This is a genomic window from Pseudomonas xionganensis, from assembly GCF_009763245.1.
GTDB lineage: Bacteria > Pseudomonadota > Gammaproteobacteria > Pseudomonadales > Pseudomonadaceae > Aquipseudomonas > Aquipseudomonas xionganensis.
This window is the reverse complement of the sequence record NZ_WKJZ01000001.1, coordinates 558,193-581,642: the sequence shown is the minus strand read 5'-3', so window position 1 is coordinate 581,642 and position 23,450 is coordinate 558,193. Positions and strand designations below refer to the sequence as shown.

Annotated in this window: 25 protein-coding genes and 1 pseudogene; 15 read left to right on the top strand and 11 right to left on the bottom strand. The window is 63.4% G+C overall.

Going from position 1 to position 23,450, the window contains the following annotated elements; all coding sequences use genetic code 11:
* Positions 1-176: 176 nt before the first annotated feature.
* From coxB to GJV18_RS02650, 4 genes are read left to right on the top strand one after another with little or no spacing between them, the layout of a single operon-like run.
* Positions 177-1,301, top strand: coding sequence for a cytochrome c oxidase subunit II (gene coxB / locus GJV18_RS02665; RefSeq protein ID WP_160343176.1), 1,125 nt, complete (start codon positions 177-179; stop codon positions 1,299-1,301).
* 4 nt (positions 1,302-1,305) lie between these two features.
* On the top strand, positions 1,306-2,895 hold the full coding sequence (ctaD, locus tag GJV18_RS02660; protein ID WP_160343175.1) for a cytochrome c oxidase subunit I: 1,590 nt from the start codon (positions 1,306-1,308) through the stop codon (positions 2,893-2,895).
* 10 nt (positions 2,896-2,905) lie between these two features.
* Positions 2,906-3,457: a cytochrome c oxidase assembly protein gene (locus tag GJV18_RS02655; protein ID WP_160343174.1), complete on the top strand. Its 552-nt coding sequence runs from the start codon at positions 2,906-2,908 to the stop codon at positions 3,455-3,457.
* Between the two features lie 12 nt (positions 3,458-3,469).
* Positions 3,470-4,357, top strand: a complete 888-nt coding sequence (locus GJV18_RS02650; protein WP_160343173.1) for a cytochrome c oxidase subunit 3 — start codon at positions 3,470-3,472, stop codon at positions 4,355-4,357.
* A 9-nt stretch (positions 4,358-4,366) separates the two neighbouring features.
* Here GJV18_RS02650 and GJV18_RS02645 read toward each other — a convergent pair whose 3' ends face one another.
* Positions 4,367-4,570, bottom strand: coding sequence for a twin transmembrane helix small protein (locus GJV18_RS02645; RefSeq protein ID WP_160343172.1), 204 nt, complete (start codon positions 4,568-4,570; stop codon positions 4,367-4,369).
* 68 nt (positions 4,571-4,638) lie between these two features.
* Here GJV18_RS02645 and GJV18_RS02640 point away from each other — a divergent pair, with 68 nt between their 5' ends.
* From GJV18_RS02640 to GJV18_RS02620, 5 genes and pseudogenes are all read left to right on the top strand, one after another.
* Positions 4,639-5,370 (top strand): SURF1 family protein, encoded by a 732-nt coding sequence (locus GJV18_RS02640; protein ID WP_160343171.1) that lies wholly within the window; start codon positions 4,639-4,641, stop codon positions 5,368-5,370.
* Complete coding sequence (locus GJV18_RS02635) at positions 5,345-5,929, top strand: hypothetical protein (RefSeq protein WP_160343170.1); 585 nt, start codon at positions 5,345-5,347, stop codon at positions 5,927-5,929. Before GJV18_RS02640 ends, GJV18_RS02635 begins: the two co-directional genes overlap by 26 nt.
* 24 nt (positions 5,930-5,953) lie before the next feature.
* A pseudogene (locus GJV18_RS02630) lies at positions 5,954-6,945 on the top strand (COX15/CtaA family protein); the annotation flags it as partial.
* Positions 6,946-7,006: 61 nt separating this feature from the next.
* Positions 7,007-7,906: a heme o synthase gene (gene cyoE / locus GJV18_RS02625; RefSeq protein ID WP_160343168.1), complete on the top strand. Its 900-nt coding sequence runs from the start codon at positions 7,007-7,009 to the stop codon at positions 7,904-7,906.
* A gap of 148 nt (positions 7,907-8,054) precedes the next feature.
* Complete coding sequence (locus GJV18_RS02620; protein WP_160343167.1) at positions 8,055-8,687, top strand: SCO family protein; 633 nt, start codon at positions 8,055-8,057, stop codon at positions 8,685-8,687.
* 65 nt (positions 8,688-8,752) lie between these two features.
* On the opposite strand, the gene GJV18_RS02615 is transcribed toward GJV18_RS02620, so the two are convergent.
* From GJV18_RS02615 to zur, 7 genes are all read right to left on the bottom strand, one after another.
* Positions 8,753-9,598: a Tim44 domain-containing protein gene (locus tag GJV18_RS02615; RefSeq protein WP_160343166.1), complete on the bottom strand. Its 846-nt coding sequence runs from the start codon at positions 9,596-9,598 to the stop codon at positions 8,753-8,755.
* 162 nt (positions 9,599-9,760) lie between these two features.
* Positions 9,761-10,531, bottom strand: a complete 771-nt coding sequence (locus GJV18_RS02610; RefSeq protein WP_160343165.1) for a MetQ/NlpA family ABC transporter substrate-binding protein — start codon at positions 10,529-10,531, stop codon at positions 9,761-9,763.
* Between the two features lie 56 nt (positions 10,532-10,587).
* On the bottom strand, positions 10,588-11,265 hold the full coding sequence (locus tag GJV18_RS02605) for a methionine ABC transporter permease (protein WP_160343164.1): 678 nt from the start codon (positions 11,263-11,265) through the stop codon (positions 10,588-10,590).
* Positions 11,265-12,272, bottom strand: a complete 1,008-nt coding sequence (locus GJV18_RS02600) for a methionine ABC transporter ATP-binding protein (RefSeq protein WP_160343163.1) — start codon at positions 12,270-12,272, stop codon at positions 11,265-11,267. Before GJV18_RS02600 ends, GJV18_RS02605 begins: the two co-directional genes overlap by 1 nt.
* A 197-nt stretch (positions 12,273-12,469) precedes the next feature.
* Positions 12,470-13,258: a zinc ABC transporter permease subunit ZnuB gene (znuB, locus tag GJV18_RS02595; RefSeq protein ID WP_160343162.1), complete on the bottom strand. Its 789-nt coding sequence runs from the start codon at positions 13,256-13,258 to the stop codon at positions 12,470-12,472.
* Positions 13,251-14,057, bottom strand: coding sequence for a zinc ABC transporter ATP-binding protein ZnuC (gene znuC / locus GJV18_RS02590; protein WP_160343161.1), 807 nt, complete (start codon positions 14,055-14,057; stop codon positions 13,251-13,253). The genes znuB and znuC overlap by 8 nt, the downstream gene beginning before the upstream one ends.
* Positions 14,054-14,539 (bottom strand): zinc uptake transcriptional repressor Zur, encoded by a 486-nt coding sequence (zur, locus tag GJV18_RS02585; protein ID WP_160343160.1) that lies wholly within the window; start codon positions 14,537-14,539, stop codon positions 14,054-14,056. The genes znuC and zur overlap by 4 nt, the downstream gene beginning before the upstream one ends.
* Before the next feature lie 66 nt (positions 14,540-14,605).
* On the opposite strand from zur, the gene GJV18_RS02580 reads away from it, so the two are divergent.
* Positions 14,606-15,532 (top strand): zinc ABC transporter substrate-binding protein, encoded by a 927-nt coding sequence (locus GJV18_RS02580; RefSeq protein WP_407692329.1) that lies wholly within the window; start codon positions 14,606-14,608, stop codon positions 15,530-15,532.
* A 52-nt stretch (positions 15,533-15,584) separates the two neighbouring features.
* Here GJV18_RS02580 and GJV18_RS02575 read toward each other — a convergent pair whose 3' ends face one another.
* Both GJV18_RS02575 and GJV18_RS02570 read right to left on the bottom strand, forming a co-directional pair.
* The gene (locus tag GJV18_RS02575; protein WP_160343159.1) at positions 15,585-16,535 is read right to left on the bottom strand and encodes a homoserine kinase; all 951 of its coding nucleotides are present in this window, start codon (positions 16,533-16,535) and stop codon (positions 15,585-15,587) included.
* 6 nt (positions 16,536-16,541) lie between these two features.
* Entirely contained in the window at positions 16,542-16,826 is a 285-nt protein-coding gene (locus GJV18_RS02570) for a DUF2782 domain-containing protein (RefSeq protein ID WP_160343158.1), read from the bottom strand.
* A gap of 69 nt (positions 16,827-16,895) precedes the next feature.
* Between GJV18_RS02570 and polA the strand changes: the two genes are divergently transcribed.
* Positions 16,896-19,736, top strand: coding sequence for a DNA polymerase I (polA, locus tag GJV18_RS02565; protein ID WP_160343157.1), 2,841 nt, complete (start codon positions 16,896-16,898; stop codon positions 19,734-19,736).
* 215 nt (positions 19,737-19,951) lie between these two features.
* On the opposite strand, the gene yihA is transcribed toward polA, so the two are convergent.
* Positions 19,952-20,596, bottom strand: a complete 645-nt coding sequence (gene yihA / locus GJV18_RS02560) for a ribosome biogenesis GTP-binding protein YihA/YsxC (RefSeq protein WP_160343156.1) — start codon at positions 20,594-20,596, stop codon at positions 19,952-19,954.
* 249 nt (positions 20,597-20,845) lie between these two features.
* Here yihA and GJV18_RS02555 point away from each other — a divergent pair, with 249 nt between their 5' ends.
* From GJV18_RS02555 to GJV18_RS02540, 4 genes are all read left to right on the top strand, one after another.
* The gene (locus tag GJV18_RS02555; protein ID WP_160343155.1) at positions 20,846-21,136 is read left to right on the top strand and encodes a c-type cytochrome; all 291 of its coding nucleotides are present in this window, start codon (positions 20,846-20,848) and stop codon (positions 21,134-21,136) included.
* A 45-nt stretch (positions 21,137-21,181) separates the two neighbouring features.
* On the top strand, positions 21,182-21,787 hold the full coding sequence (locus GJV18_RS02550; protein WP_160343154.1) for a c-type cytochrome: 606 nt from the start codon (positions 21,182-21,184) through the stop codon (positions 21,785-21,787).
* 151 nt (positions 21,788-21,938) lie between these two features.
* The gene (locus GJV18_RS02545; protein WP_160343153.1) at positions 21,939-22,577 is read left to right on the top strand and encodes a thiol:disulfide interchange protein DsbA/DsbL; all 639 of its coding nucleotides are present in this window, start codon (positions 21,939-21,941) and stop codon (positions 22,575-22,577) included.
* A 9-nt stretch (positions 22,578-22,586) separates the two neighbouring features.
* Positions 22,587-23,444 (top strand): endonuclease/exonuclease/phosphatase family protein, encoded by an 858-nt coding sequence (locus GJV18_RS02540; RefSeq protein WP_160343152.1) that lies wholly within the window; start codon positions 22,587-22,589, stop codon positions 23,442-23,444.
* Positions 23,445-23,450 lie beyond the last annotated feature (6 nt).

Below are 23,450 nucleotides of genomic sequence, written 5' to 3'. Positions count from 1 at the left end.
TTCGCGTTGCCAGTTGCCAGCCCCTGTCTATACTCGAACTCGAAAGGCAGTACCTGATAACACCGGGGAACCTTCGGCACGGATCAGCCGCACCAGCGTTTCAGCCTTGCAGTCGGTGCAGTTGCAGCCACGGGCCTTCCCGGCGGGATAACAAGAAAAATTAAGGGGAACCCGCAATGACGCAACATCCACGAGCCTGGGTGGGCCTTCTGCTGTCGTTGGCATTCAGCCCGGCCTATGCCGGCTGGACGGTCAACATGGCGCCCGGCGTCACCGAAGTCAGCCGCTCAGTCTTCGACCTGCACATGACCATTTTCTGGATCTGCGTCGTGATCGGCGTGATCGTATTTGGCGTGATGTTCTGGTCGATGCTGATCCATCGCCGCTCCACCGGCCAGAAACCCGCCCACTTTCACGAAAGCACCACGGTGGAAATTCTCTGGACCGTGGTGCCCCTGGCCATCCTTATCGTCATGGCCATTCCCGCCACCAAGGTGCTGATCGAGATCTACGACACCAGCGAGTCCGAGCTGGATATCCAGATCACCGGCTACCAGTGGAAATGGCACTACAAGTACCTGGGCGAAGACGTCGAATTCTTCAGCAACATGTCCACGCCCAAGGCGCAGATCGACAACCGCGCAGCCAAGGGTGAGCACTACCTGCTGGAAGTGGACGAGCCGCTGGTGGTGCCGGTGGGCACCAAGGTGCGCTTTCTGATCACCGCCGCCGATGTGATCCACTCCTGGTGGGTGCCGGCTCTGGCAGTGAAGAAGGACGCCATCCCCGGCTTTATCAACGAATCCTGGACCCGTATCGAGGAGCCTGGCATCTACCGCGGCCAGTGCACCGAACTGTGCGGCAAGGATCACGGCTTTATGCCCGTGGTGGTCGAGGCCAAGTCCAAGGAGGACTACGCCGCCTGGCTGGCCGAGCGCAAGCAGGTCGCTGCCGCCGAGCGCGAGCTGACCAGCAAACAATGGTCCATGGACGAGCTGATGGAGCGCGGCGAGAAGGCCTATGCCACCGCCTGCGCCGCCTGCCACCAGGTGGGTGGCGAAGGCCTGCCGCCGATGTTCCCGGCACTCAAGGGCTCGGCCATCGCCATGGGCCCAGCCGAGGGACATATCGACATCGTGATCAACGGCAAGCCGGGCACCTCCATGGCCGCCTTCGGCAAGCAACTGTCACCGGTCGACCTGGCCGCCATCATCACCTATGAACGCAATGCCTGGGGTAACAAGGTCGGTGACATGGTCACCCCGCAGGACATCGTTGCCTTCCAAAAGGCTCAGGAGTAAGGACATGAGTGCAGTGATCGACCACGGTCATGCCGGGCATGACCATCACCACGGCCCGGCCAAGGGCCTGATGCGCTGGGTGCTGACCACCAACCATAAAGATATCGGCAGCATGTACCTGTGGTTCAGCTTTGCCATGTTCCTGCTCGGCGGGTCCATGGCCATGGTGATCCGCGCCGAACTGTTCCAGCCGGGTCTGCAGATCGTGCAGCCGGAGTTCTTCAACCAGATGACCACCATGCACGGCCTGATCATGGTCTTCGGTGCGGTGATGCCGGCGTTCGTCGGCCTGGCCAACTGGATGATCCCGCTGATGATCGGCGCGCCGGACATGGCCCTGCCACGGATGAACAACTTCAGCTTCTGGCTGCTGCCGGCGGCCTTCGGCCTGCTGGTCAGTACCCTGTTCATGGAGGGCGGCGGGCCGAACTTCGGCTGGACCTTCTACGCGCCGCTGTCGACCACCTATGCGCCGGAATCGGTGACCTTCTTTATCTTCGCCGTGCACCTGATGGGCATCAGTTCGATCATGGGGGCGATCAACGTGGTTGCCACCATTCTCAACCTGCGCGCCCCCGGCATGACCCTGATGAAGATGCCGCTGTTTGTCTGGACCTGGCTGATCACCGCCTTCCTGCTGATCGCGGTGATGCCGGTACTGGCCGGCTGCGTGACCATGATGCTGATGGACATCCACTTCGGCACCAGCTTCTTCAGTGCCGCCGGTGGCGGTGACCCGGTGCTGTTCCAGCATGTGTTCTGGTTCTTCGGTCACCCCGAGGTGTACATCATGATCCTGCCGGCCTTCGGTGCGGTCAGCTCGATCATCCCGGCCTTCGCGCGCAAGCCGCTGTTCGGCTACACCTCGATGGTCTACGCCACGGCGTCCATCGCCTTTCTGTCCTTTATCGTCTGGGCCCACCACATGTTCACCGTGGGCATCCCGCTGACTGGCGAGCTGTTCTTCATGTACGCCACCATGCTGATCGCCGTGCCCACCGGGGTGAAGGTGTTCAACTGGGCCAGCACCATGTGGCGCGGTTCGATGACCTTCGAGGCGCCGATGCTGTTCTCGGTGGCCTTCGTCATTCTGTTCACCATTGGCGGCTTCTCCGGGTTGATGCTGGCCATCGCCCCGGCGGACTTCCAGTACCACGACACCTACTTCGTGGTCGCGCACTTCCACTACGTGCTGGTGCCGGGTGCGATCTTCGGCATCTTCGCCTCGGCCTACTACTGGCTGCCGAAGTGGACCGGCTACATGTACGACGAAACCCTGGCCAAGCTGCACTTCTGGATGAGTTTCATCGGCATGAACCTGGCGTTCTTCCCCATGCACTTCGTCGGCCTGGCCGGCATGCCGCGGCGCATCCCCGACTACAACATGATGTTCGCCAACTTCAATATGGTGTCGAGCATCGGTGCCTTTATGTTCGGGGTCACCCAGCTGCTGTTCCTGTTTATCGTCATCAAGTGCATTCGCGGCGGCAAGCCGGCCGGGGCCAAGCCCTGGGATGGTGCCGAAGGCCTGGAGTGGACGGTACCGTCACCGGCGCCCTACCACACCTTCAGCACCCCGCCGGATGTGAAGTAGGAGCAGGCCCGTGAGCGAGGGAATCAGTACCCGCACCCTGGTCGGCCGCCTGTTGCTGGTGGTAGTGGCGATGTTCTGCTTCGGCGTCTTCGTCCTGCCACCCTTCTACGAGGCGATGTGCCAGGTGTTCGGCATCAATGGCAAGACGGCTGGCGCCTACCAGGGTACGCAGACGGTGGATGAATCGCGCCAGGTGCGCGTGCAGTTTCTCGCCACTAATGCCGCGGGCATGGTCTGGAGTTTCGGCCCCATGGCCGACGAGCTGAACGTTCATCCCGGGGAGCCTCGCGACATGCTGTTTGTCGCCCATAACCCCACGGATCAGCCCATGACCGCCCAGGCCATTCCCAGCGTATCGCCGGCACGGGCCGCCGCCTTCTTTCACAAGACCGAGTGCTTCTGCTTTACCCAGCAGGTGTTGCAGCCGGGCGAGCGCATCGAAATGCCGGTGCGCTTTATCGTCGATCGCGATTTACCGGCGGATGTGCACCACCTGACTCTGGGCTACACCCTGTTTGACATCACGGCGAGCAAACCGCCGGTTGCCCAAGCGACTCCATAAGGAGAACAAGAAATGTCGAGTCATGAGCACTATTACGTACCCGCACAAAGCAAGTGGCCGATCATTGCCACCCTCGGTCTACTGATCTCGGTGTATGGGGTCGGCACCTGGTTCAACGACCTCTCGGCCAACCGCGAAGGCTCCAACGGCCCGCTGATCTTCTTTATCGGCGGCCTGTTTCTGGCCTATATGCTGTTCGGCTGGTTCGGCAATGTGATCAAGGAAAGCCGCAGCGGCCTGTACAGCGCGCAGATGGACCGTTCGTTCCGCTGGGGCATGAGCTGGTTTATCTTCTCCGAGGTGATGTTCTTCGCCGCCTTCTTCGGCGTGCTGTTCTATGTGCGCACCTGGGCCGGACCCTGGCTCGGCGGGGAAGGCGACAAGGGCATCAGCAATATGCTCTGGGAAGGTTTCGAATACACCTGGCCGTTGCTCAACACCCCGGATCCCAAGCTCTATCCCGCACCCAGCGGGGTGATCGGCGCCTGGGGCCTGCCGCTGATCAATACCATCCTGCTGGTATCCTCCAGCTTTACCCTGACCTTTGCTCACCACGCCCTGCGCAAGAACCAGCGCAAGCCGCTGACCCTGTGGCTGGCCCTGACCGTGCTACTGGGGGCGGCCTTTCTGGTGCTGCAGATCGAGGAATATATCCACGCCTATACCGAACTGGGCCTGACCCTAGGTTCGGGCATCTACGGCGCCACCTTCTTTATGCTCACCGGCTTTCACGGTGCCCACGTGACCATGGGCGCGATCATCCTCACGGTGATGCTGATCAGGGTGATGCGCGGCCACTTTACCGGTGAGCAGCACTTCGGCTTCGAGGCCGCCGCCTGGTACTGGCACTTCGTCGACGTGGTGTGGATCGGCCTGTTTGTCTTTGTCTATGTGCTTTGAGGTTGGTCGCTACCAGGTGACGTGGGACACCAGTTGGCCTGAATAGAAGCCCCAGGCAATCAGGCCGACGGTGATGGCGGTCAGCACGACTCGGACGGTCAGGGCATTGACCACGCGGTTGCCATGGCCATCGTCCTTGACCAGAAAGAACAGCCCGCTAAAGAGGCTGACCACAGTAGCCAGCAACATCAGGACGATCGCGATTTTCAGCATGCGTGACTCCGGGGGAAGGAAATGGGGGCTTTTTGCAGTATAGCCAGCCACGTGCAGAGGGAATGGCCATGAAGGCCTTTCGTCCCGGCCTGCTGCCCAGCATTCTGGTGCTGGCGCTGTTGCCTGGCCTGGTCAGCCTGGGCTTGTGGCAACTGAGCCGCGCCGAAGAAAAGCGCCAACTGCTCGACGCCCATCAGGCCCGCCAGCAGGCAAGCCCCATCAGCCTCGACACACTGGAACAGCAGGCAGAGCCCGCTTATCGGCGGGTCCGCCTGCAGGGCTATTTCGAACCACGTCACAGCCTGCTGCTGGATAACCGCCTGCGTGACGGCCAGGTCGGCGTGGAGTTGCTGCAGCCCTTCTATGACCAGCCCAGCGGCCTCTGGGTGCTGCTCAATCGCGGCTGGCTGGCCTGGCCTGATCGGCGCCAGGCACCGCAATTCAGCACCCCCGATACCCCCCTGCAGCTCACCGCCTGGGTCTACAGGCCCCTGGGCGAAGCCTTTCAGCTGGCCGGTGGCAGCACCGACAAGGGCTGGCCACGGTTGATCACCGAGGTGCAGATCGGCGAACTCTGGCAGGAGCTGGGACGCGGCGGCCTGCCCTATGAGTTGCGCCTGGAGCCCGGCCCGGCTTCGCTGCGCCTGGACTGGCCGGTGGTGGCCATGAGTCCGGACAAACACCTGGGATACGCCGTGCAATGGTTCGCCATGGCCCTGGTACTGCTGATCCTGTTTATCTATTTCGGTTTACACAATGCGCGGGAGACTCGCCATGAACCCAGCCATCACTCAGTCTGAAATTCCGCTCGACCAGCGCCGCCGCGGGCGTCTGCAACTGATCATGATCCTCGCGGTGGTGATCGCCCCCATGCTGCTGGCCAGCGCCATGTACCAGTGGCGCTTCTGGGTACCGGAAACCCGCAGCTACCACGGCGAGCTACTCGGCACCGGGCAGACCCTGCAGGATCTGGGTATCCGTGGCGCCAACACAGAACGCTGGCAGCTGCTGGTGACCGCACCTGGCGCCTGCGAGCGCGACTGCCAGGAGCTGGTGTTTCTCGCCCGACAGATCCATATCGGCCTCAATCGCGAAGTCAGCCGCGCCAGCCATGGCCTGGCCACGGCCACCCCGCTGGACGCCGAGTACGACGCCAAACTGCGCCGTGAGTACCCACAGCTGGCGCGTCTGCAACTGGACACCCGGGCCTACAGCCAGCTGGCTGGTCAGAGCGGCGAGCCGCAACTGTGGCTGGTCGACCCCCTGGGCAATCTGGTGCTCCGTTATGACGTGAACAGCCAGCCCAAGGGCATCCTCGATGACCTGCGCTTCCTGCTGAAAATCTCGCAAATCGGTTGAGCCTGACCAGACGAAGGAGCTGTTATGCGCAAACCCGGATACCGTTTTGCCCTGTTTGCCACCTTGCTGGCGGTGGTGGTGGTGGTCCTTGGCGCCTATACCCGGCTGACCCACGCCGGCCTCGGCTGCCCGGACTGGCCCGGCTGCTATGGTTTTATCGGCGTGCCCATGAGCGAGCACAAGCAGGCCATCGCCGAGGCGCGCTTCCCCGAGGCACCAGTGGAAGTGGCCAAGGGCTGGTACGAGATGATCCACCGTTACTTTGCCGGCACCCTGGGTCTGGTCATCCTCGGGCTGGCCGTGCAGGCCCTGCGCCGCCGTGATCAGGACGGGCAGCCGCTGAAGCTGCCGCTGTTCCTGCTCGGCCTGGTCACTCTGCAGGCGGCCTTCGGCATGTGGACCGTCACCCTCAAGCTCTGGCCGCAGATCGTCACCGCCCATCTGCTCGGCGGTTTTGCCACCCTGAGCCTGCTGTTCCTGCTGACCCTGCGTCTGTCCGGGCGCTTTGCGCCCCTGAATTTCAGCCCGCGCCTGCGTGCCCTGGCCGCCGCCGCATTGTTGCTGGTGATCGGGCAGATCGCCCTGGGCGGTTGGGTCAGCAGCAACTATGCGGCGGTGGCCTGCGTCGACCTGCCCACCTGCCATGGCGAGTGGTGGCCGGCCATGGACTTCGCCAACGGTTTCCACCTGACCCAGCAGATCGGCCCCAACTACCTGGGCGGGCAACTGGACAGCGATGCCCGCACCGCCATCCATATGAGCCACCGCATCGGCGCCCTGCTGGTCAGCCTGGTCCTGCTGTTGCTGGCCTGGCGCCTGAAAGCCAGCGGGCTGCCACATCTGGCCGGGCTGCTGCTAATGGCTCTGACCCTGCAGGTCGCCCTGGGCATCAGTAACGTGATCTTCCATCTGCCGCTGCTGGTGGCGGTGGCGCACAACCTGGGCGGCGCCCTGCTGTTGCTGTGTCTGGTCCTGATCAACTATCAGCTGCGCCTGTCCCTGCGGCAGTCCGAGCGCTATGCCGCGCCCGAACTGGCCGCGTTGGGCAAATAACAAGAACAATCAAGGAGAGACCCTATGGCTACTCTACTGCGCGAACACCAGGCCCACGCCAGCTGGCGGGACTATCTGGAACTGACCAAGCCACGGGTGGTGGTGCTGATGCTGATCACCTCCCTGGTCGGCATGTTCCTCGCCACCCGTGCCGGGGTGCCCTGGCAGGTGCTGATCTTCGGCAATCTGGGCATCGGCCTGTGTGCCGGCGCCGCTGCGGCGGTCAACCATGTGGTGGATCGGCGTATCGACTCGATCATGGCGCGCACCCTCAAGCGCCCGGTCACCGCCGGGCGGGTGTCACCGACGGCGGCCCTGGGCTTTGCCCTGCTGCTGGCCGTGGCCGGCATGGCCTTGCTGCTGACCTTTACCAACGAACTGGCCGCCTGGCTGACGCTGGCCTCGCTGCTGGGTTATGCGGTGCTCTACACCGGCTTTCTCAAGCGCGCCACACCGCAGAATATCGTCATCGGTGGCCTGGCTGGCGCCGCGCCGCCGCTGCTGGGCTGGGTCGCGGTCACCGGGCATATCAGTGCCGAGCCGCTGCTGCTGGTGCTGATCATCTTCGCCTGGACCCCACCGCACTTCTGGGCCCTGGCCATCCACCGCAAGGCCGAATACGCCAAGGCCGATATCCCCATGCTGCCGGTGACCCACGGTGAGCACTACACCAAGGTGCATATCCTGCTCTACACCCTGGTGATGTTTGCCGTCACCCTGCTGCCCTTCGCCATCCATATGAGCGGCCTGCTGTATCTGGCCTGTGCGGTGCTGCTGGGCGGGCGCTTCCTGTTCTGGGCCTGGGTGCTGTACCGTGACAGCCGGCCGCACGCGGCGATCAACACCTTCAAGTACAGTATCTGGTACCTGTTCCTGCTGTTTATCGCCCTGCTGGTGGATCACTATCTGCTGCTCAATATCTGAGAGCCTGTCTACGATCTGCTGCGCGTCGGCCCTGCTGCGTTAAAAACAGGCTCAGAATGCTCATTTACATCAGTAAACTCCGCTTCTTCGCCTGTTTTTGCCTTGCATGGCTCTAGCTCGCGAGATCGTAAATAGACTCAGAGGCCCCATGACCCGTACCCAGATCACCGTTTTCGTCCTTGTCGCCCTGGTTGCCCTGGTGCTCGGCCTGACCGTCAACAAAGTACTGAGCAGCAAAGGCCAGGGGGATCCCACGGTACTGCTCGACGCCGGTATCGTGCTGCTGCCGCAGAGCCGCAGCCTGCCGGCCCTGGAATTGCTCGACCAGAGCGGCCAGGTGGTGCAGACCGACCAGCTCAAGGGCCAGTGGAGCCTGCTGTTCTTCGGCTATACCTACTGCCCGGATATCTGCCCGGCCACCCTGGCCCAGCTGCGCCAGCTGCAAGGCCAGCTGCCGGAAGAAACCCGTGAACGCCTGCGTATGGTGCTGGTCAGCGTCGACCCCAAGCGTGATACCCCGGAGCAGCTGAAGAAATACCTGGACTACTTCGATGCCGGCTTCCTCGGCCTCACCGGAGAAGAAGCCAACCTGCAGAAATTCGCCAACGCGGTGAGCATTCCCTATATCCCCGCCGATACCAGCCAGGACAACTACACCGTGGATCACAGCGGCAACCTGGTGATCATCGACCCGGACGGCCGCCAGCGCGGCTTTATCCGCGCGCCGATCAACAACGCCAAGCTGGCCGCCCAGCTACCCGGGCTGATCTCAGGTTCCTGAGGCGCCCGGAAAAGAAAAAACCCGAAGCCATGGCTTCGGGTTTTTTGTTTAACGCAGCGGATCGATCAGCCGTTCTGGCGGATACCGGCTACCAGCCAGGGCTGGTTTTCACCCACTTCGCGCTCCAGGCGCCAGCTTTCGCTGAAGGCTTCGCCCTGGTCGAAACGCGAGGTCTTGGCCACACCGGTAAAGGTCAGGGTGGCCACGGTCTTGTCGCTCAGGTCATCCACACCGTCCAGCTGTACATCGAGGTTGTCGATATAGGTGGACTGGAAGCCATCACCGAGATCGGCGCGCTCACGCATGAGGAAGGCCAGCAGTTGCGGGGTGACGAACTCGGCAATCTTGTCCATCTCGTTGGCATCCCAGTGCTGCTGCAGGCTGAGGAAATGCTCACGACCGGCGCTGACAAAGCTCTGCTCGTTGAACCAGGCCGGGGCATTGATCACCGGTTTGATCGCTGCGGCACTGCCACCGAAGATCGAGCCGGATGCGGCCTGGCCCGGCATTTCCCGCTGCAGCGGTGCGCCATTGGCTGTAGCGGCCTGCTGGCGACGCGCGGCGAGGAAGCGGAACAGCAGGAAGGCGATCAGACCGAAGATCAGCATGTCCATGATCTGCAGCCCTTCGAAGCCGTCACCGAAGAGCATGGCGGCCAGCAGGCCACCGGCAGCGATACCGGCCAACGGGCCGAGCCAGCGCGATGCACCGCTGGCGGCAGCAGGCTGCTGGCGAGCGGTGCTGTTGGTGGCTGCGCTCTGCTGCTGAGTGGGGGCCTGACGGGCCTGGTGGCTGGGCGCCGAACCAAAGGATTTACCGCCACCCAGGCGCTTGGCCTCGGCGTCGAAACTGGCGGTACCGAGTCCCAGGCCAAGGAACATGGCCAGGGCGAAGCTAAGGAAACGCTGCATGCTTGTGCTTCTCTTGATGAATGGAACACTGCGCGGCATCTTGCCCGGCTCACTCGGCCCTGGCTAGCCACAGAATGTTTCGGCCTTTTGCCCGCCTGAGCGCTGGGGCTTACAACGCGCGGCAATACGCCTGGCAGAGCCTTGCCGCGCAGCTGGCCTAAATCAGAAGGCCGGTACCACGGCGCCCTGATATTTCTCCTCGATAAAGGCTTTGACCTCGGCGCTGTTCAGGGCCTTGGCCAGTTTCTGCAGGGCAACGTTGTCCTGGCTGTCGGCGCGGGTGACCAGGATATTCACATAGGGCGAGTCGCTGCCTTCGATCACCAGGGCGTCCTGGGTCGGCTTGAGCTTGGCTTCCAGGGCGTAGTTGGTGTTGATCAGCGCCAGGTCGACCTGGGTCAGCACCCGCGGCAGGGTGGCCGCTTCCAGCTCACGTACCTTGATGGCCTTGGTGTTCTCCACGATGTCTTTCGGCGTGGCGAGGATACCGGCTTCAGGCTTGAGGCTGATCAGCCCGGCCTTCTGCAGCAGGAGCAGGGCGCGGCCGCCATTGGTGGCGTCATTGGGGATCACCACATTGGCGCCCTGGGGCACGTCGGCCAGGCTCTTGTGCTTGTGCGAATAGGCGCCGAACGGCTCGACATGCACGCCGGCGATGCTCACCAGCTGGGTGCCGCGGCTCTTGTTGAACTCATCCAGGTAGGGCTGGTGCTGGAAGAAGTTGGCGTCCAGACGCTTCTCGGCCACCTGCACGTTGGGCTGCACATAGTCGGTGAACACCTTGATATTCAGCTCCACGCCCTCGGCGGCCAGGGCCGGTTTGACGAATTCGAGGATTTCCGCGTGGGGTACGGCGGTGGCGGCGACATTCAGGCTTTCGGCTTGAGCCGAGAAAGCGGCCAGGGCCGCAACGGCGGCGATCAGTTTTTTCATCATCAGACTCCTTGTGGGATCGGTTGGGAGCGGCGGGTGGCCGCGGTCTAAACGCTTTACTTACGGGAAAAATGCACCACCAGCTTGTCGCCGACGCTCTGCAGCACCTGCACCAGCACCAGCAGCAGAATCACGGTGACGGCCATCACGTCCGGCTGATAACGCTGGTAACCGTAGCGCACCGCCAGGTCGCCCAAGCCGCCGCCGCCGATCAGGCCGCTCATGGCGGTGTAGGACACCAGGGTAATGGCGGTTACGGTGATGGCCGCGATAATCCCGGGCAGCGCCTCAGGCAGCAGGGCGTTGACCACGATCTGCCGGGTGGTCGCACCCATGGCCTGGGTCGCCTCGATAATGCCGCGGTCCACCTCGCGCAGGGCGGTTTCCACCAGGCGCGCGAAGAACGGCGTGGCCCCCACCACCAGCGGCGGGATGGCGCCGGCGACACCCAGGGAGGTGCCGGTGAGGATCACGGTGAAGGGGATCATCACGATCAGCAGGATCACGAACGGCACCGAGCGCAGGATATTTACCAGCAGCGACAGCACCCCGTAGAGGGCCTTCTGTTCAAACATCTGCCGGGGGCTGGTCAGGAACAGCAGCACCCCCAGCGGCAGGCCCAGCAACACGGTAAACAGCATGGAGCCGCCGAGCATGCTCAGGGTATCCAGGCTGGCGTAGCCGATTTCCGTCCAGTCGACGTTGGGTAAGAAGCGAGTCAGTAGGGCGTCCATCAGCGCAGCACCTCCAGATGCACGTCGGCGGCTTCAAAGCGCGCCAGCGCGGCGTCGAGGTCGCCGCCGGTCAGGGCCAGGGTCAGCTGGCCGTAGGGGGTGTCCTTGATCCGGTCGATGCGCCCGGCGAGGATGCTGTAATCCACCCCGGTCTCACGCGCCACGGTGCCCAGCAGCGGTGCGTAGGTGGCTTCGCCCTGGAAGGTCAGGCGCAGGATACGCCCGGCGACATGGGCAAAATCATCGCGTTGCTCGTTCTCATCGATCTGCTCGGCTTCCTGCACGAAACGCTTGGTGGTGGCGTGCTGCGGGTGCAGAAAGACCTCGGCCACCGGGCCGGATTCGACAATCACCCCGGCATCCATCACCGCCACGCGGTCACAGACGCGGCGGATCACGTCCATCTCGTGGGTGATCAGCACGATGGTCAGGTTCAGCTCGCGGTTGATCTCGGCCAGCAGTTGCAGCACCGAGGCCGTGGTCTGCGGGTCGAGGGCGCTGGTGGCCTCGTCGCACAGCAGAATCTTCGGCTTGGTGGCCAGGGCCCGGGCAATGCCGACGCGCTGCTTCTGTCCACCGGAGAGCTGCGCCGGGTATTTATCGGCGTGATCCTGCAGGCCAACCCGGGCCAGCAACTCGGCCACACGGGCATTGATGGCGCTGCGCGGCAACTCACCGGCCAGTTTCAGTGGCAGGGCAACATTGTCCGCCACGGTCTTTGAAGACAGCAGATTGAAGTGCTGGAAGATCATCCCGACCTGTTGACGGAAGCGGCGCAGGCCGCTGGCGTCGAGGGCGGTGACGTCCTCGCCATCGATCAGGATGCGCCCGCCGCTGGGCTGCTCCAGGCGGTTGATCAGGCGCAGCAGGGTGCTCTTGCCGGCGCCGGAGTGGCCGATCAGGCCGAACACTTCGCCCCGGGCGATCTGCAGGTCGGTGGCGTGCAGGGCAGGAATGTCCTGCTTGCCGACACGGTAGGCCTTATGGACTTGTTGAAAGTCGATCACGAAAAAACCTTTTGGGTTCGTTACCAGGCCGGGTAGGCCGCTGCCTCGGGCGTCGGTCACCGACAGCGGCGGTGTTCGGGCGAGGCTGTTAAGGGGCGCTAGTCTAGCTGGCGCCGTTTAGGTCGCAAAAATCTTTGTGGCGCTATGGTTATAACCAGGTTGCATACCTATGCCGCTAACCGCCCTCGTCCAGCCATTCAGGCCCGGCGCCTGGGCCAGGCAAAGCTCAGCAAAAACAACGCGGCGGCACTCACCACGATGGACGGGCCGGCAGGACTGTCCTGATACCAGGATAGACTCAGGCCACCACAGACCGCGACGATGCCCAGCAGGCTGGCACCGAAGGCCATCTGCTCCGGGGTGCGGGCATGGCGTTGAGCCGCCGCCGCGGGAATGATCAGCAGGGAGGTGATCAGCAGCACGCCGACAATCTTCATGGCCACGGCGATCACCACGGCGATCAGCAGCATCAGGCTCAGGCGAATTGCGGCCACCGGCAAGCCTTCGACCCGCGCCAGTTCCTCGTGCACGGTGATCGCCAGCAGCGGCCGCCACAGCAGCGTCAGCAGCACCAGCACCAGGGCGCTGCCGCCGATGATCCAGGCCAGGTCCGTGGGGCCGACGGCCAGCAGGTCGCCGAACAGGTAGCCCATCAGGTCGATGCGCACATCCTGCATAAAACTCAGCACCACCAGGCCCAGGGACAGGGTGCTGTGGGCGAGGATGCCGAGCAATGTGTCCGAGGCCAGCGGTTGGCGGCTTTGCAGGGTCACCAGCAGCACCGCCAGCAACACGCAACCCACCGTCACCGCCAGGGTCGGGCTGACATCCAGCATCAGGCCCAGAGCCACGCCAAGCAGCGCGGCGTGGGACAGGGTGTCGCCGAAATAGGCCATACGCCGCCACACCACGAAGGAACCCAGGGGGCCGGCGACCAGCGCCAGAGCCAGGCCGGCGAGCAGGGCGTTGAGGAGAAAATCAGCCATGCTTGCAGCCATCTCCGTGGATATGGGGTTTGACCGGGCCTTTGATGCTCAGGCCTGCGGGTGCATCGCTGACCACCGCGCCATGCAGGTCGTGTTCATGGTCGTGATGGTGGTGGTAGATGGCCAGGCTCTTGGCATCCTGGCCGAACAGCTCGACAAAGGCAGGGTCACCGCTGACCTGTTCCGGGTGGCCGGAGCAGCACACATGGCGGTTGAGGCAGACCACCTGGTCGGTGGTGCTCATCACCAGATGCAGATCATGGGACACCATCAGCACGCCACAGCCATGGCGGTCGCGCAGCTGGGTGATCAGCCGGTACAACTCGGCCTGGCCGGCCACATCGACCCCCTGCACCGGTTCGTCCAGCACCAGCAACTCGGGCTCGCGCAGCAGGGCGCGGGCCAGCAGCACGCGCTGCAACTCGCCGCCGGAGATGCTCTGCAACGGGCTGTCGATCACCTGCTCGGCGCCCACCTCGGCCAATGCCGCCAGGGCCTGTTCACGCCGCACTCCAGGTACCAGGCGCAGAAAGCGCAGCACCGAGAGCGGCAGGGTGGCGTCCACATGCAGTTTTTGCGGCATATAGCCGATGCGCAGCCTGGGCTTGCGCCAGACGCTGCCACTGTCGGGCTTGAGCAGGCCGAGTACGGCCCTCACCAGGGTGGTCTTGCCGGCGCCATTGGGGCCGATCAGGGTGACGATTTCGCCGGGTTTTACGCTCAGCTGCACGTCCTGCAGCACCGCCTGACCGGCAAAGCTCACGCCGACACCCGCCAGACGAATCAGTGACTCGCTCATAGAGGCCCCCGACAGCCGGCACAGAGGCCGATCACTTCCACGGTTTGCCCTTCCACGGCAAAGCCAACCCCGGCGGCGCCGGCGACAATGGCCTCGCTGATGGCGGCCTGCTCCAACTCGATGGCCGCATGGCAACTGCGGCAGATGAGGAACTGACCCTGATGGGCATGCTCCGGGTGGCTGCAGCCGATAAAGGCATTGAGCGAAGCGATGCGATGCACCAGGCCATGTTCCAGGAGGAAATCCAGGGCCCGGTAGACCGTCGGTGGCGCGGCGCGGCGACCATCGGCCTCGCTCAGCACGGCGAGAATATCGTAGGCACCCAGGGGCTTGTGGCTGGCCCAGACCAGTTCCAGCACGCGTTTGCGCAGGGCGGTCAGACGCAGGCCCTGGCGCGCACAGATGTGCTCGGCCTCGGCCAGGGCATGGTGGACGCAATGGGAATGGTCGTGGGGGCGCGAAGCCAGAGGGGGCTGGGTCATGGGCAGGGACGGCGCAGGCAAGAGACGTTATTATATTACTCTTTCCTGCCCCTCAGAGTGTTCCCCGTGTCGCGTCTTTTTGTCACCCTAGGCCTTCTTTTCCTCAGCCTGAGCGCCAGCGCCCAGGATCAACCTCGCGTGCTGGTCAGTATCAAGCCGTTGCAGCTGATTGCCGCGGCCGTGCAGGACGGTCTTGGCAGCCCGGATGTACTGCTGCCGCCAGGCGCTTCGCCGCATCACCATGCCCTGCGCCCCTCGGATGTGCGCCGCCTGCGCGAAGCCGAGCTGTTCTACTGGATCGGCCCGGATCTGGAGAGCTTTCTACCCAAGCTGCTGGCCAGCCGCGACAAGCCCGCTGTAGCCGTACAGGGGTTGGCGGATATAAGCCTGCGCCATTTCGGCGACAGCCATACTGAACATCAGCACGGCCATGACGAGAATGGCCTGCACGCCGACAATGATCATCGCCCCGGCAGCCTGGATGCCCACCTCTGGCTGCTACCGGCCAATGCCCGGGTGATCGCGGCGCAGATGGCGGCCGATCTGAGCCGCCTTGATCCGGCCAACGCCCCCCGTTACCAGGCCAATCTGCAGGCCTTTGCCGAACGCCTGAGCACCCTGGACAAGCAGCTGCAAGCGCGCCTTGAGCCCCTCAAGGGCAAGCCCTACTTCGTCTTTCACGAAGCCTACGACTATTTCGAAGCCGCCTACGGCCTAAAGCATGCCGGGGTGTTCAGCGTACTGACGGAAATCCAGCCCGGCGCCCGCCATGTCGCCGCCATGCGCGAGCGTCTGCAACAGGCCGGCCCTAGCTGCGTGTTCAGTGAGCCGCCGCTGCGCCCGCGCCTGGCCCAGACCCTGAGCGCCGGTCTGCCGGTAACCCTGGCCGAACTGGACGCCATGGGGGGCGAGCTACAGGTGGATTCCCGGGGCTATGAGCAGCTGCTGGAAAACCTGGCCAAGGGGCTGGAAACCTGCCTGGGGCCACTCTAAGGCGAGCAATGGATAAGGGTGGAAACCGCTGCGCGACTTTCCACCCCGCCGCCTACAGGGCGAAAGGCAGCCCGATCTCGACCCGCTGACGCTGCGCCAGGCGCCGCTGGAACTCATCCGGATCATGGATCAGCACCTGCTGGCCGGCGAAGGACTGGGCCGCGATCAGCCGTGACAGCCAGAAACGCACGCAGGCGATGCGCAGCATGGCCGGCCACAGCTCGGCCTCGGCCGCAGTAAAGGGCCGCAGCGCCGCATAGGCGCCGAGCAGGGCCTGGGCGCGCTTGCCGTCCAGGCTGCCGTCCGCCTCGGAACACCAGTCGTTCAGGGCAATGGCCAGGTCATAGAGCATGGGCCCGGAACAGGCATTGTAGAAATCGATCACCCCGGCCAGGTGGTTGCCGTCGAACAGCACGTTGTCGCGGAACAGGTCGGCGTGCAGATTGGCGCGCGGCAAGGCGAGGATGCGCAGCTTGAGGCTGTGGATCTCGCCCAGGGCATCGCGCAGCAGCGGCAGTTGCGCCTCCGGCAGCTGCAGCGCCAGGCTCGGGCCCTCGCTGAGCATCCAGTCCAGGCCCCGGTCGCTCTGCCGCTCCAGCACCTGCTCGCGGGTGGCCAGGTGGATACGCGCCAGCAAGGCGCCCACTTCCTGGCAATGGTGCGGGTTGGCGGCCTGCACATGCTTGCCGGCCAGGCGCGGCTGCAACAGCGCGGGCTTTTCCGCCAGGCTGCGCAGCGCCTCGCCCTTGTCCGTGCGCAGGGCATAGGGCACCGGCAGACCAGCCTCATGCAACACATCCAGCAGTTCGATAAAGAACGGCAGATCGCTGCTGGGGCCGCGTTCGATCAGGGTCAGGACAAACTCGCCCTGTTCCAGGCTAACGAAGAAATTGCTGTTCTCGCTGCCTGCGGCAATGCCCTGGAAGTCACGCAGACGTCCCAGACCGTAAGGGGCGAGAAAGTCCTCAAGCTCATGGCGCTCAAGGGGGGTAAAGACTGACATCAGGAATTACCAGCTAAAGATTTCCCAGGCCGGAATCAACATATCCGGGCTGTCGGAGCGGACGAAATTACCTTCGCTACCATCGGCGCGCACCAGGAAGTAGGGCTTGCCGTTTTTCGGAATGACCTTGACCGCATAGAGGAAACCATTGACCCGGTATTCCTCGATGGTGCGGTCGCCGTCCTGGCGAATGGTTACATCAGGGTCGGCCGACACCGGGTCTTCGGCCTGCACGGCCAGAGTGGTAAAGGCCAACAGGCTGGCCAGCAACAGGCGATTGAGTGCGCGCATGGTAACCTTGCTCCTTTGATTGATGCGGCCATTCTACCGCCGCCACCGCCGAAAAGGTTGATCCCGCGCATGTCAAACGCTCCCCTGGTTCTGGTCGACGGTTCCTCCTACCTGTACCGCGCCTTCCATGCCCTGCCGCCGCTGACCACCTCCAAGGGCCTGCCCACCGGGGCGGTCAAGGGCGTGCTGAATATGCTCAAGAGCCTGCGCAAGCAGTACCCGCACAGCCCCTTTGCCGTAGTGTTCGACGCCAAGGGGCCGACCTTTCGCGACGCCATGTTCGAGCATTACAAGTCGCATCGCCCGCCCATGCCGGACGAGCTGCGGGTGCAGATCGAACCGCTGCATGCCAGCGTCAAGGCGCTGGGTTATCCGCTGCTGTGCGTGGACGGGGTGGAGGCCGACGATGTGATCGGCACCCTGGCGCGCCAGGCCGCCGCGGAAAAACGCGACGTGGTGATCTCCACCGGCGACAAGGACATGGCCCAGCTGGTCTGCCCCCACGTCACCCTGGTCAACACCATGACCGGCAGCGTCTATGACGTGGAAGGGGTGAAGGCCAAGTTTGGCGTCGGTCCCGAGCTGATCATCGACTACCTGGCCCTGATGGGCGACAAGGTGGACAACATCCCCGGCGTGCCGGGGGTCGGCGAGAAAACCGCCCTGGGCCTGCTGGTCGGCGTTGGCGGCGGCCTGGATGTGCTCTACGCCAACCTGGACAAGGTGCCGGGCCTGCCGATCCGCGGCGCCAAGACCTTGCCGGCCAAGCTCGAAGAGCACCGCGAGATGGCCTATCTGTCCTATGAGCTGGCCACCATCAAGCTGGACGTGCCGCTGGCCATCGAGATCGACAGCCTGCACCCGGGCGAGGCCGATGTGCCGGCCCTGGTCGAGCTCTACAGCGAGCTGGAGTTCAAGACCTGGCGCGACGAGTTGCTGCGCAGCAACCCGGCCGCCGCGGTCAAGCCCCAGGCGGTGCCGGCAGCCGATGATCTGTTTGCCCTAGCCCCCAGTGCCAGCGCCCCAAGCACGGCCCCGGCAACTGCCGCCGCCGCTCCCGAGCCGGCCGCCGAGGCATTGCCGGCACAGGCCCTGGGCGATTATCAGTGCATCCTCGACCAGGCCCAGTTCGACGCCTGGCTGGAGAAGCTCAAGCAGGCCAAGCTGATCGCCTTCGACACCGAAACCACTGGCCTGGATGCCCAGCAGGCGCAGCTGGTGGGCCTGTCCTTCGCGGTCAAGGCAGGCGAGGCAGCCTATATCCCGGTGGCACACAGCTATATGGGGGTGCCGACCCAGCTGGATCGGGACACTGTGCTGACCGCGCTCAAGCCGATTCTGGAAGACCCGGCCAAGGCCAAGGTCGGCCAGCACGCCAAGTACGATATCAATATCCTCGCCCATGCCAGCACGCCGATTACCGTGCAGGGCGTGGCCTTCGACACCATGCTTGAATCCTATGTGCTGGACTCCACCGCCACCCGTCACGATATGGACAGCCTGGCGCTCAAGTACCTGGATCACAGCACCATCCGTTTCGAAGACATCGCCGGCAAGGGCGCCAAGCAGCTGACCTTCGACCAGATCCCCCTGGAGCAGGCCGCGCCCTATGCCGCCGAAGATGCCGACGTGACTCTGCGCCTGCATCAGCAGCTTTGGGCCAAACTGCAAGCCCAGCCGAGCCTGGCCAAGGTGCTGCGCGAGATCGAGATGCCCCTGGTGCCGGTGCTGGCGCGGATCGAACGCCAGGGCGCCCTGGTGGATGCCAAGCTGCTGGGCGAGCAAAGCGTCGAGCTGGGCGACAAGCTTGTGGAGCTGGAGCGCCAGGCCTTTGCCATCGCCGGCGAGGAATTCAACCTGGCCTCGCCCAAGCAGCTGGGGGTGATCCTCTACGAGAAGCTCGGCCTGCCGATTCTCAGCAAGACTGCCAAGGGGCAGCCCTCCACCGCCGAGGCGGTGCTGCATGAACTGGCCGAGCAGGACTACGAGCTGCCCAAGGTGCTGATGCAGTACCGTAGCTTAAGCAAGCTCAAGAGCACCTACACCGACCGCCTGCCGGAGCAGATCAACCCGCGCACCGGGCGCATCCACACCAGCTACCACCAGGCGGTTACCGCCACTGGGCGCCTGTCCTCCAGTGACCCGAACCTGCAGAACATCCCGATCCGCACCGCCGAGGGCCGGCGCATCCGCCAGGCCTTCGTCGCGCCCAAGGGCTACAAGCTGCTGGCCGCGGACTACTCGCAGATCGAGCTGCGCATCATGGCCCACCTGGCCCAGGATGCCGGCCTGCTGGACGCCTTCCGCCATGACCGCGACGTGCACAAGGCCACCGCCGCCGAAGTGTTCGGCGTGGCCCTGGAAGAGGTCAGTACCGAGCAGCGGCGCAAGGCCAAGGCCATCAACTTCGGTCTGATCTACGGCATGAGCGCCTTCGGCCTGGCCAAGCAGCTGGAAGTCGACCGCAAGCAGGCCCAGGCCTATATCGATGTGTATTTCGCCCGCTATCCAGGGGTGCTGGCCTATATGGAGCGCACCCGTGAGCAGGCCGCCAACCAGGGCTATGTCGAGACCCTGTTCGGCCGCCGCCTGTACCTGCCGGACATCCAGGCCAAGAACCAGGGCCTGCGCAAGGCCGCCGAACGCACCGCGATCAACGCGCCGATGCAGGGCACCGCGGCGGACATCATCAAGCGCGCCATGCTGGCGGTGGATCAATGGCTAAGCCAGTCCGGCCTGGATGCACGGGTGATCCTGCAGGTGCACGACGAGCTGGTACTGGAGGTACGCGAGGATCTGGTCGAGCAGGTGCGCGAGCAGATCAAGACACTGATGAGCAGCGCCGCCGAGCTGGATGTGCCGCTGCTGGTGGAGGTGGGCGTGGGGGATAACTGGGATGAAGCGCACTAAGCGTTTTTATAACCACTGCGTCTAAAACACACTGAACTTTGCCTGCACCGCCCAGTCAGAGGAGTTATGAACGGTCGCGCAAGCCCCTTTCATTGCTCCTTGTTGTGTTAAGTGTTGGCAGATTCTGAACCCCGCCCTAGCGGTTCAGACGTTAAACCTCGAATCTTTCTCCCCATAGAGATTCGAGGTTTTTTTTGCCCGCTACACCTGGCAACTCAGCCTTCAATGCCCTCGTCCTGCTCGCCGCCCAGTTGCAGCCATTGCGCCAGTACCGCCTGGGCTTCTTCAATACCCAGGCGCTTGGGCGCCGAGAACAGCTGGATGCTGACCCGCTCACCCCAACGCTTGCGAATATCCTGCTGCACTTTAAGCAGGGCATTCTTGGCGGCGCCAAAAGCCAGCTTGTCAGCCTTGGTCAGGAGGATATGCATGGGCATGTCGCTGGCCACCGACCAATCCAGCATCAGCACGTCGAATTCGGTCAGCGGGTGACGAATATCCATCATCAGCACCACACCGCGCAGGCTTTCGCGGCTGCCCAGGTAGGCTTCCAGGTGCTTCTGCCAGTGTTGCTTGAGCGGGATCGGCACCTTGGCATAGCCATAGCCGGGCAGATCGACCAGGCGACGCTCGTCGTCCAGGCGGAAGAAGTTGAGCAACTGGGTGCGCCCCGGGGTCTTCGAGGTACGCGCCAGACTGGCGTGGGTCAGGGTGTTCAGTGCGCTGGACTTGCCGGCGTTGGAGCGCCCGGCAAAGGCTACTTCATGACCGAAGTCGTCCGGGCACTGATCGACCTTGGCCGCGCTGATAAGGAAGGTGGCCTGTTGGCAGAGGCCGATAATGGGGTTCTTGAATGACATCCGGGTATCCGCTAAAGCGTGCGTAAAAATAAAGGAAAAGGGGCAGTTTGATCGCAAAAGCCCTTGCGACATTTGCGCGCAGTCTGGCGAGCACCAAGCAGCGTCGTTTCCGTTTCAGTGACGCCAGTATATAATGGCGCAGATTTTGTGTGCGCTTTCTCCCATCCGCTGGACAAGTGTTCACGGGAACGATTTAGATCATCTGCCCCTAGAAAGCAGGACGTTCCCCTCCCTGATGAGGTTGATCTGATGAAAAAATTGCTGATTGTGGCTGGTGCCATGCTGCTCTCCCTGAGTGCCCACGCGGCCCAGGACCCGGAAGCCGTGTATGCCCGCTCCTGTGGTGTTTGCCATAACGGACAGATCCCCACCGCTCCACAAAAGGGCGATGCCGCGGCCTGGGAACCCCGTTTGGCCAAAGGCATGGACGCGCTGGTACAGAGCGTGACCAATGGCCTGGGCGCCATGCCGCCGCGCGGTCTGTGCATGGATTGCACGGCCGAAGATTATCAGGCTGTCATCAAGCTGATGACCGAGTAATCTGCGCCCCTAACCTTCTCTCTTAGCCGTAAATTGGATTAGCTGATGAACAAAGTACTCGTGAGTCTGCTGTTGACCCTGGGCATCACCGGACTGGCCCACGCCGCCGGCGACGCCACTGCAGGTCAGGGTAAAGTGATAGTATGTGGCGCCTGTCACGGTGCCGACGGCAACAGCGCCGCGCCCAACTTCCCCAAGTTGGCCGGCCAGGGCGAGCGTTACTTGCTCAAGCAGCTGAAGGACATCAAATCCGGTGCCCGTCCGATTCTGGAAATGACCGGCATGCTGGATAACCTGAGCGATCAGGATCTGGCCGATATCGCCGCCTACTTCGCCAGCCAGCAGATGAGCGTGGGCGCCGCCGACCCTAATCTGGTAGAACGTGGCGAAGCGCTGTTCCGCGGTGGCAAGCTGGCCGAGGGCATGCCGTCCTGCACCGGTTGCCACTCCCCGGATGGCGCCGGCCTGGCTGCCGCAGGCTACCCCAAGCTGGGTGGCCAGCATGGCGCCTACGTGGCCAAGCAGCTGACCGATTTCCGCGAAGGCAACCGCACCAACGATGGCGACAGCATGATCATGCGCGGCATCGCGGCCAAGCTGAGCAACAAGGATATCGAAGCCCTGTCCAGCTTTATCCAGGGTCTGCACTGATCCCCGCAGCGGGTAACGTGCTGAATAAAAAAGGGTGGCTCAGGCCGCCCTTTTTCGTTTTCGTCCTCGTTACAATGCAGGAACCTTTATCCGGCCAAGGCAGTCAAAGGCCTGGCATTTCCTGCCCCTGTATGCAGCCTAGGAGTCACGCATGCGTAACCTGATTATCAGCGCCACCCTCGCCACCCTGAGCCTGCTGGGTGCCGCCAGCGTTCAGGCGCAAACCCTGGATATCCAGGCCGGCAAGCAGTATGTGGAGCTGAAGAACCCCGTGCCGGTGTCCAAGCCGGGCAAGATCGAAGTGGTTGAGCTGTTCTGGTATGGCTGCGGTCACTGCTACCAGTTCGAGTCGAGCATCAACCCCTGGGCCGAGAAGCTGCCGGAGGATGTCAACTTCGTGCGCATCCCCGCCCTGTTCGGCGGCATGTGGAACGTGCATGGCCAGCTGTTTATCACCCTGGAAGCCATGAAGGCCGATCACAAGGTGCATGCCGCAGTGTTTGACGGCATCCACAAGCAGGGCCGCAAGCTGGCCACCCCGGAGGAAATGGCCGATTACCTGGCTGGCCACGGGATCGACCGCGAAGCCTTCCTCAAGACCTTCAACTCCTTTGGGGTGAAGAGCCAGCTGGAGAAAGCCAAGAAGCTCGGTATGGCCTACCAGATCACGGGCGTACCGGTGCTGATCGTCAACGGCAAGTACCGCTTCGATATCGGCAGTTCCGGCGGCCCGCAACAAGCCTTGCAGGTGGCTGATCACCTGATCGCCAAGGAACGCGCCGCGCAGTAGGCGCTCGCCATGATCAGTCGCTGGCAACCGCGCCGCCTAGCCGGAACCTGTGCGCCACAGGTCAATGCGGGGGGCGCCAGCGACTGCCTGGATGACGGACGTATCCGTCTACTCAGTTTCAATATTCAGGTTGGCATCAACACCCAGCGTTATCACCACTATCTGACCCGCAGCTGGCAGCACCTGCTGCCCCACGCCGGCCGTGCCGGCAACCTGCAGCGTATCGGCGCACTGCTCAGAGACTACGATCTGGTGGCCCTGCAGGAGGCCGATGGTGGCAGCTTGCGCTCCGGCTATATCAATCAGGTCGAACATCTCGCCCACCTCGGCGAATTCCCCTATTGGTATCAGCAGCTCAACCGCAACCTTGGCCATCTCGCCCAGCACAGCAACGGCGTGCTAAGTCGCCTGCGCCCCAGCGCCATGGAAGACCACCCACTCCCCGGCCCGCCAGGGCGCGGCGCCATCCTGCTACGCCTGGGTGAAGATGAGGAGGCCATCGCCGTGGTCATCATGCACCTAGCCCTGGGCGCACGCACCCGCACACGGCAGCTGGCCTATATCCGCGAGCTGATTGGCGACTATCGCCATCAGATTCTGATGGGAGATATGAACACCCATGCCAGTGACCTGCTGCAGTACTCCCCCCTACGTGACCTTGGCCTGGTGGCCCCGCAAATCGCTGCCACCTTCCCCAGCTGGCGCCCGCAACGCTGCCTCGACCATATCCTGCTCAGTCCCGAGCTGCAGCTGGAGCGCTGCGAGGTGCTGAGCCAGCCGATTTCCGACCACCTGCCGGTGGCGGTACAGATTCGTCTGCCCACGTCGCTGAGTCGCGCCACAACGCCTATGCTGCATAAGCCGTGATTGTGG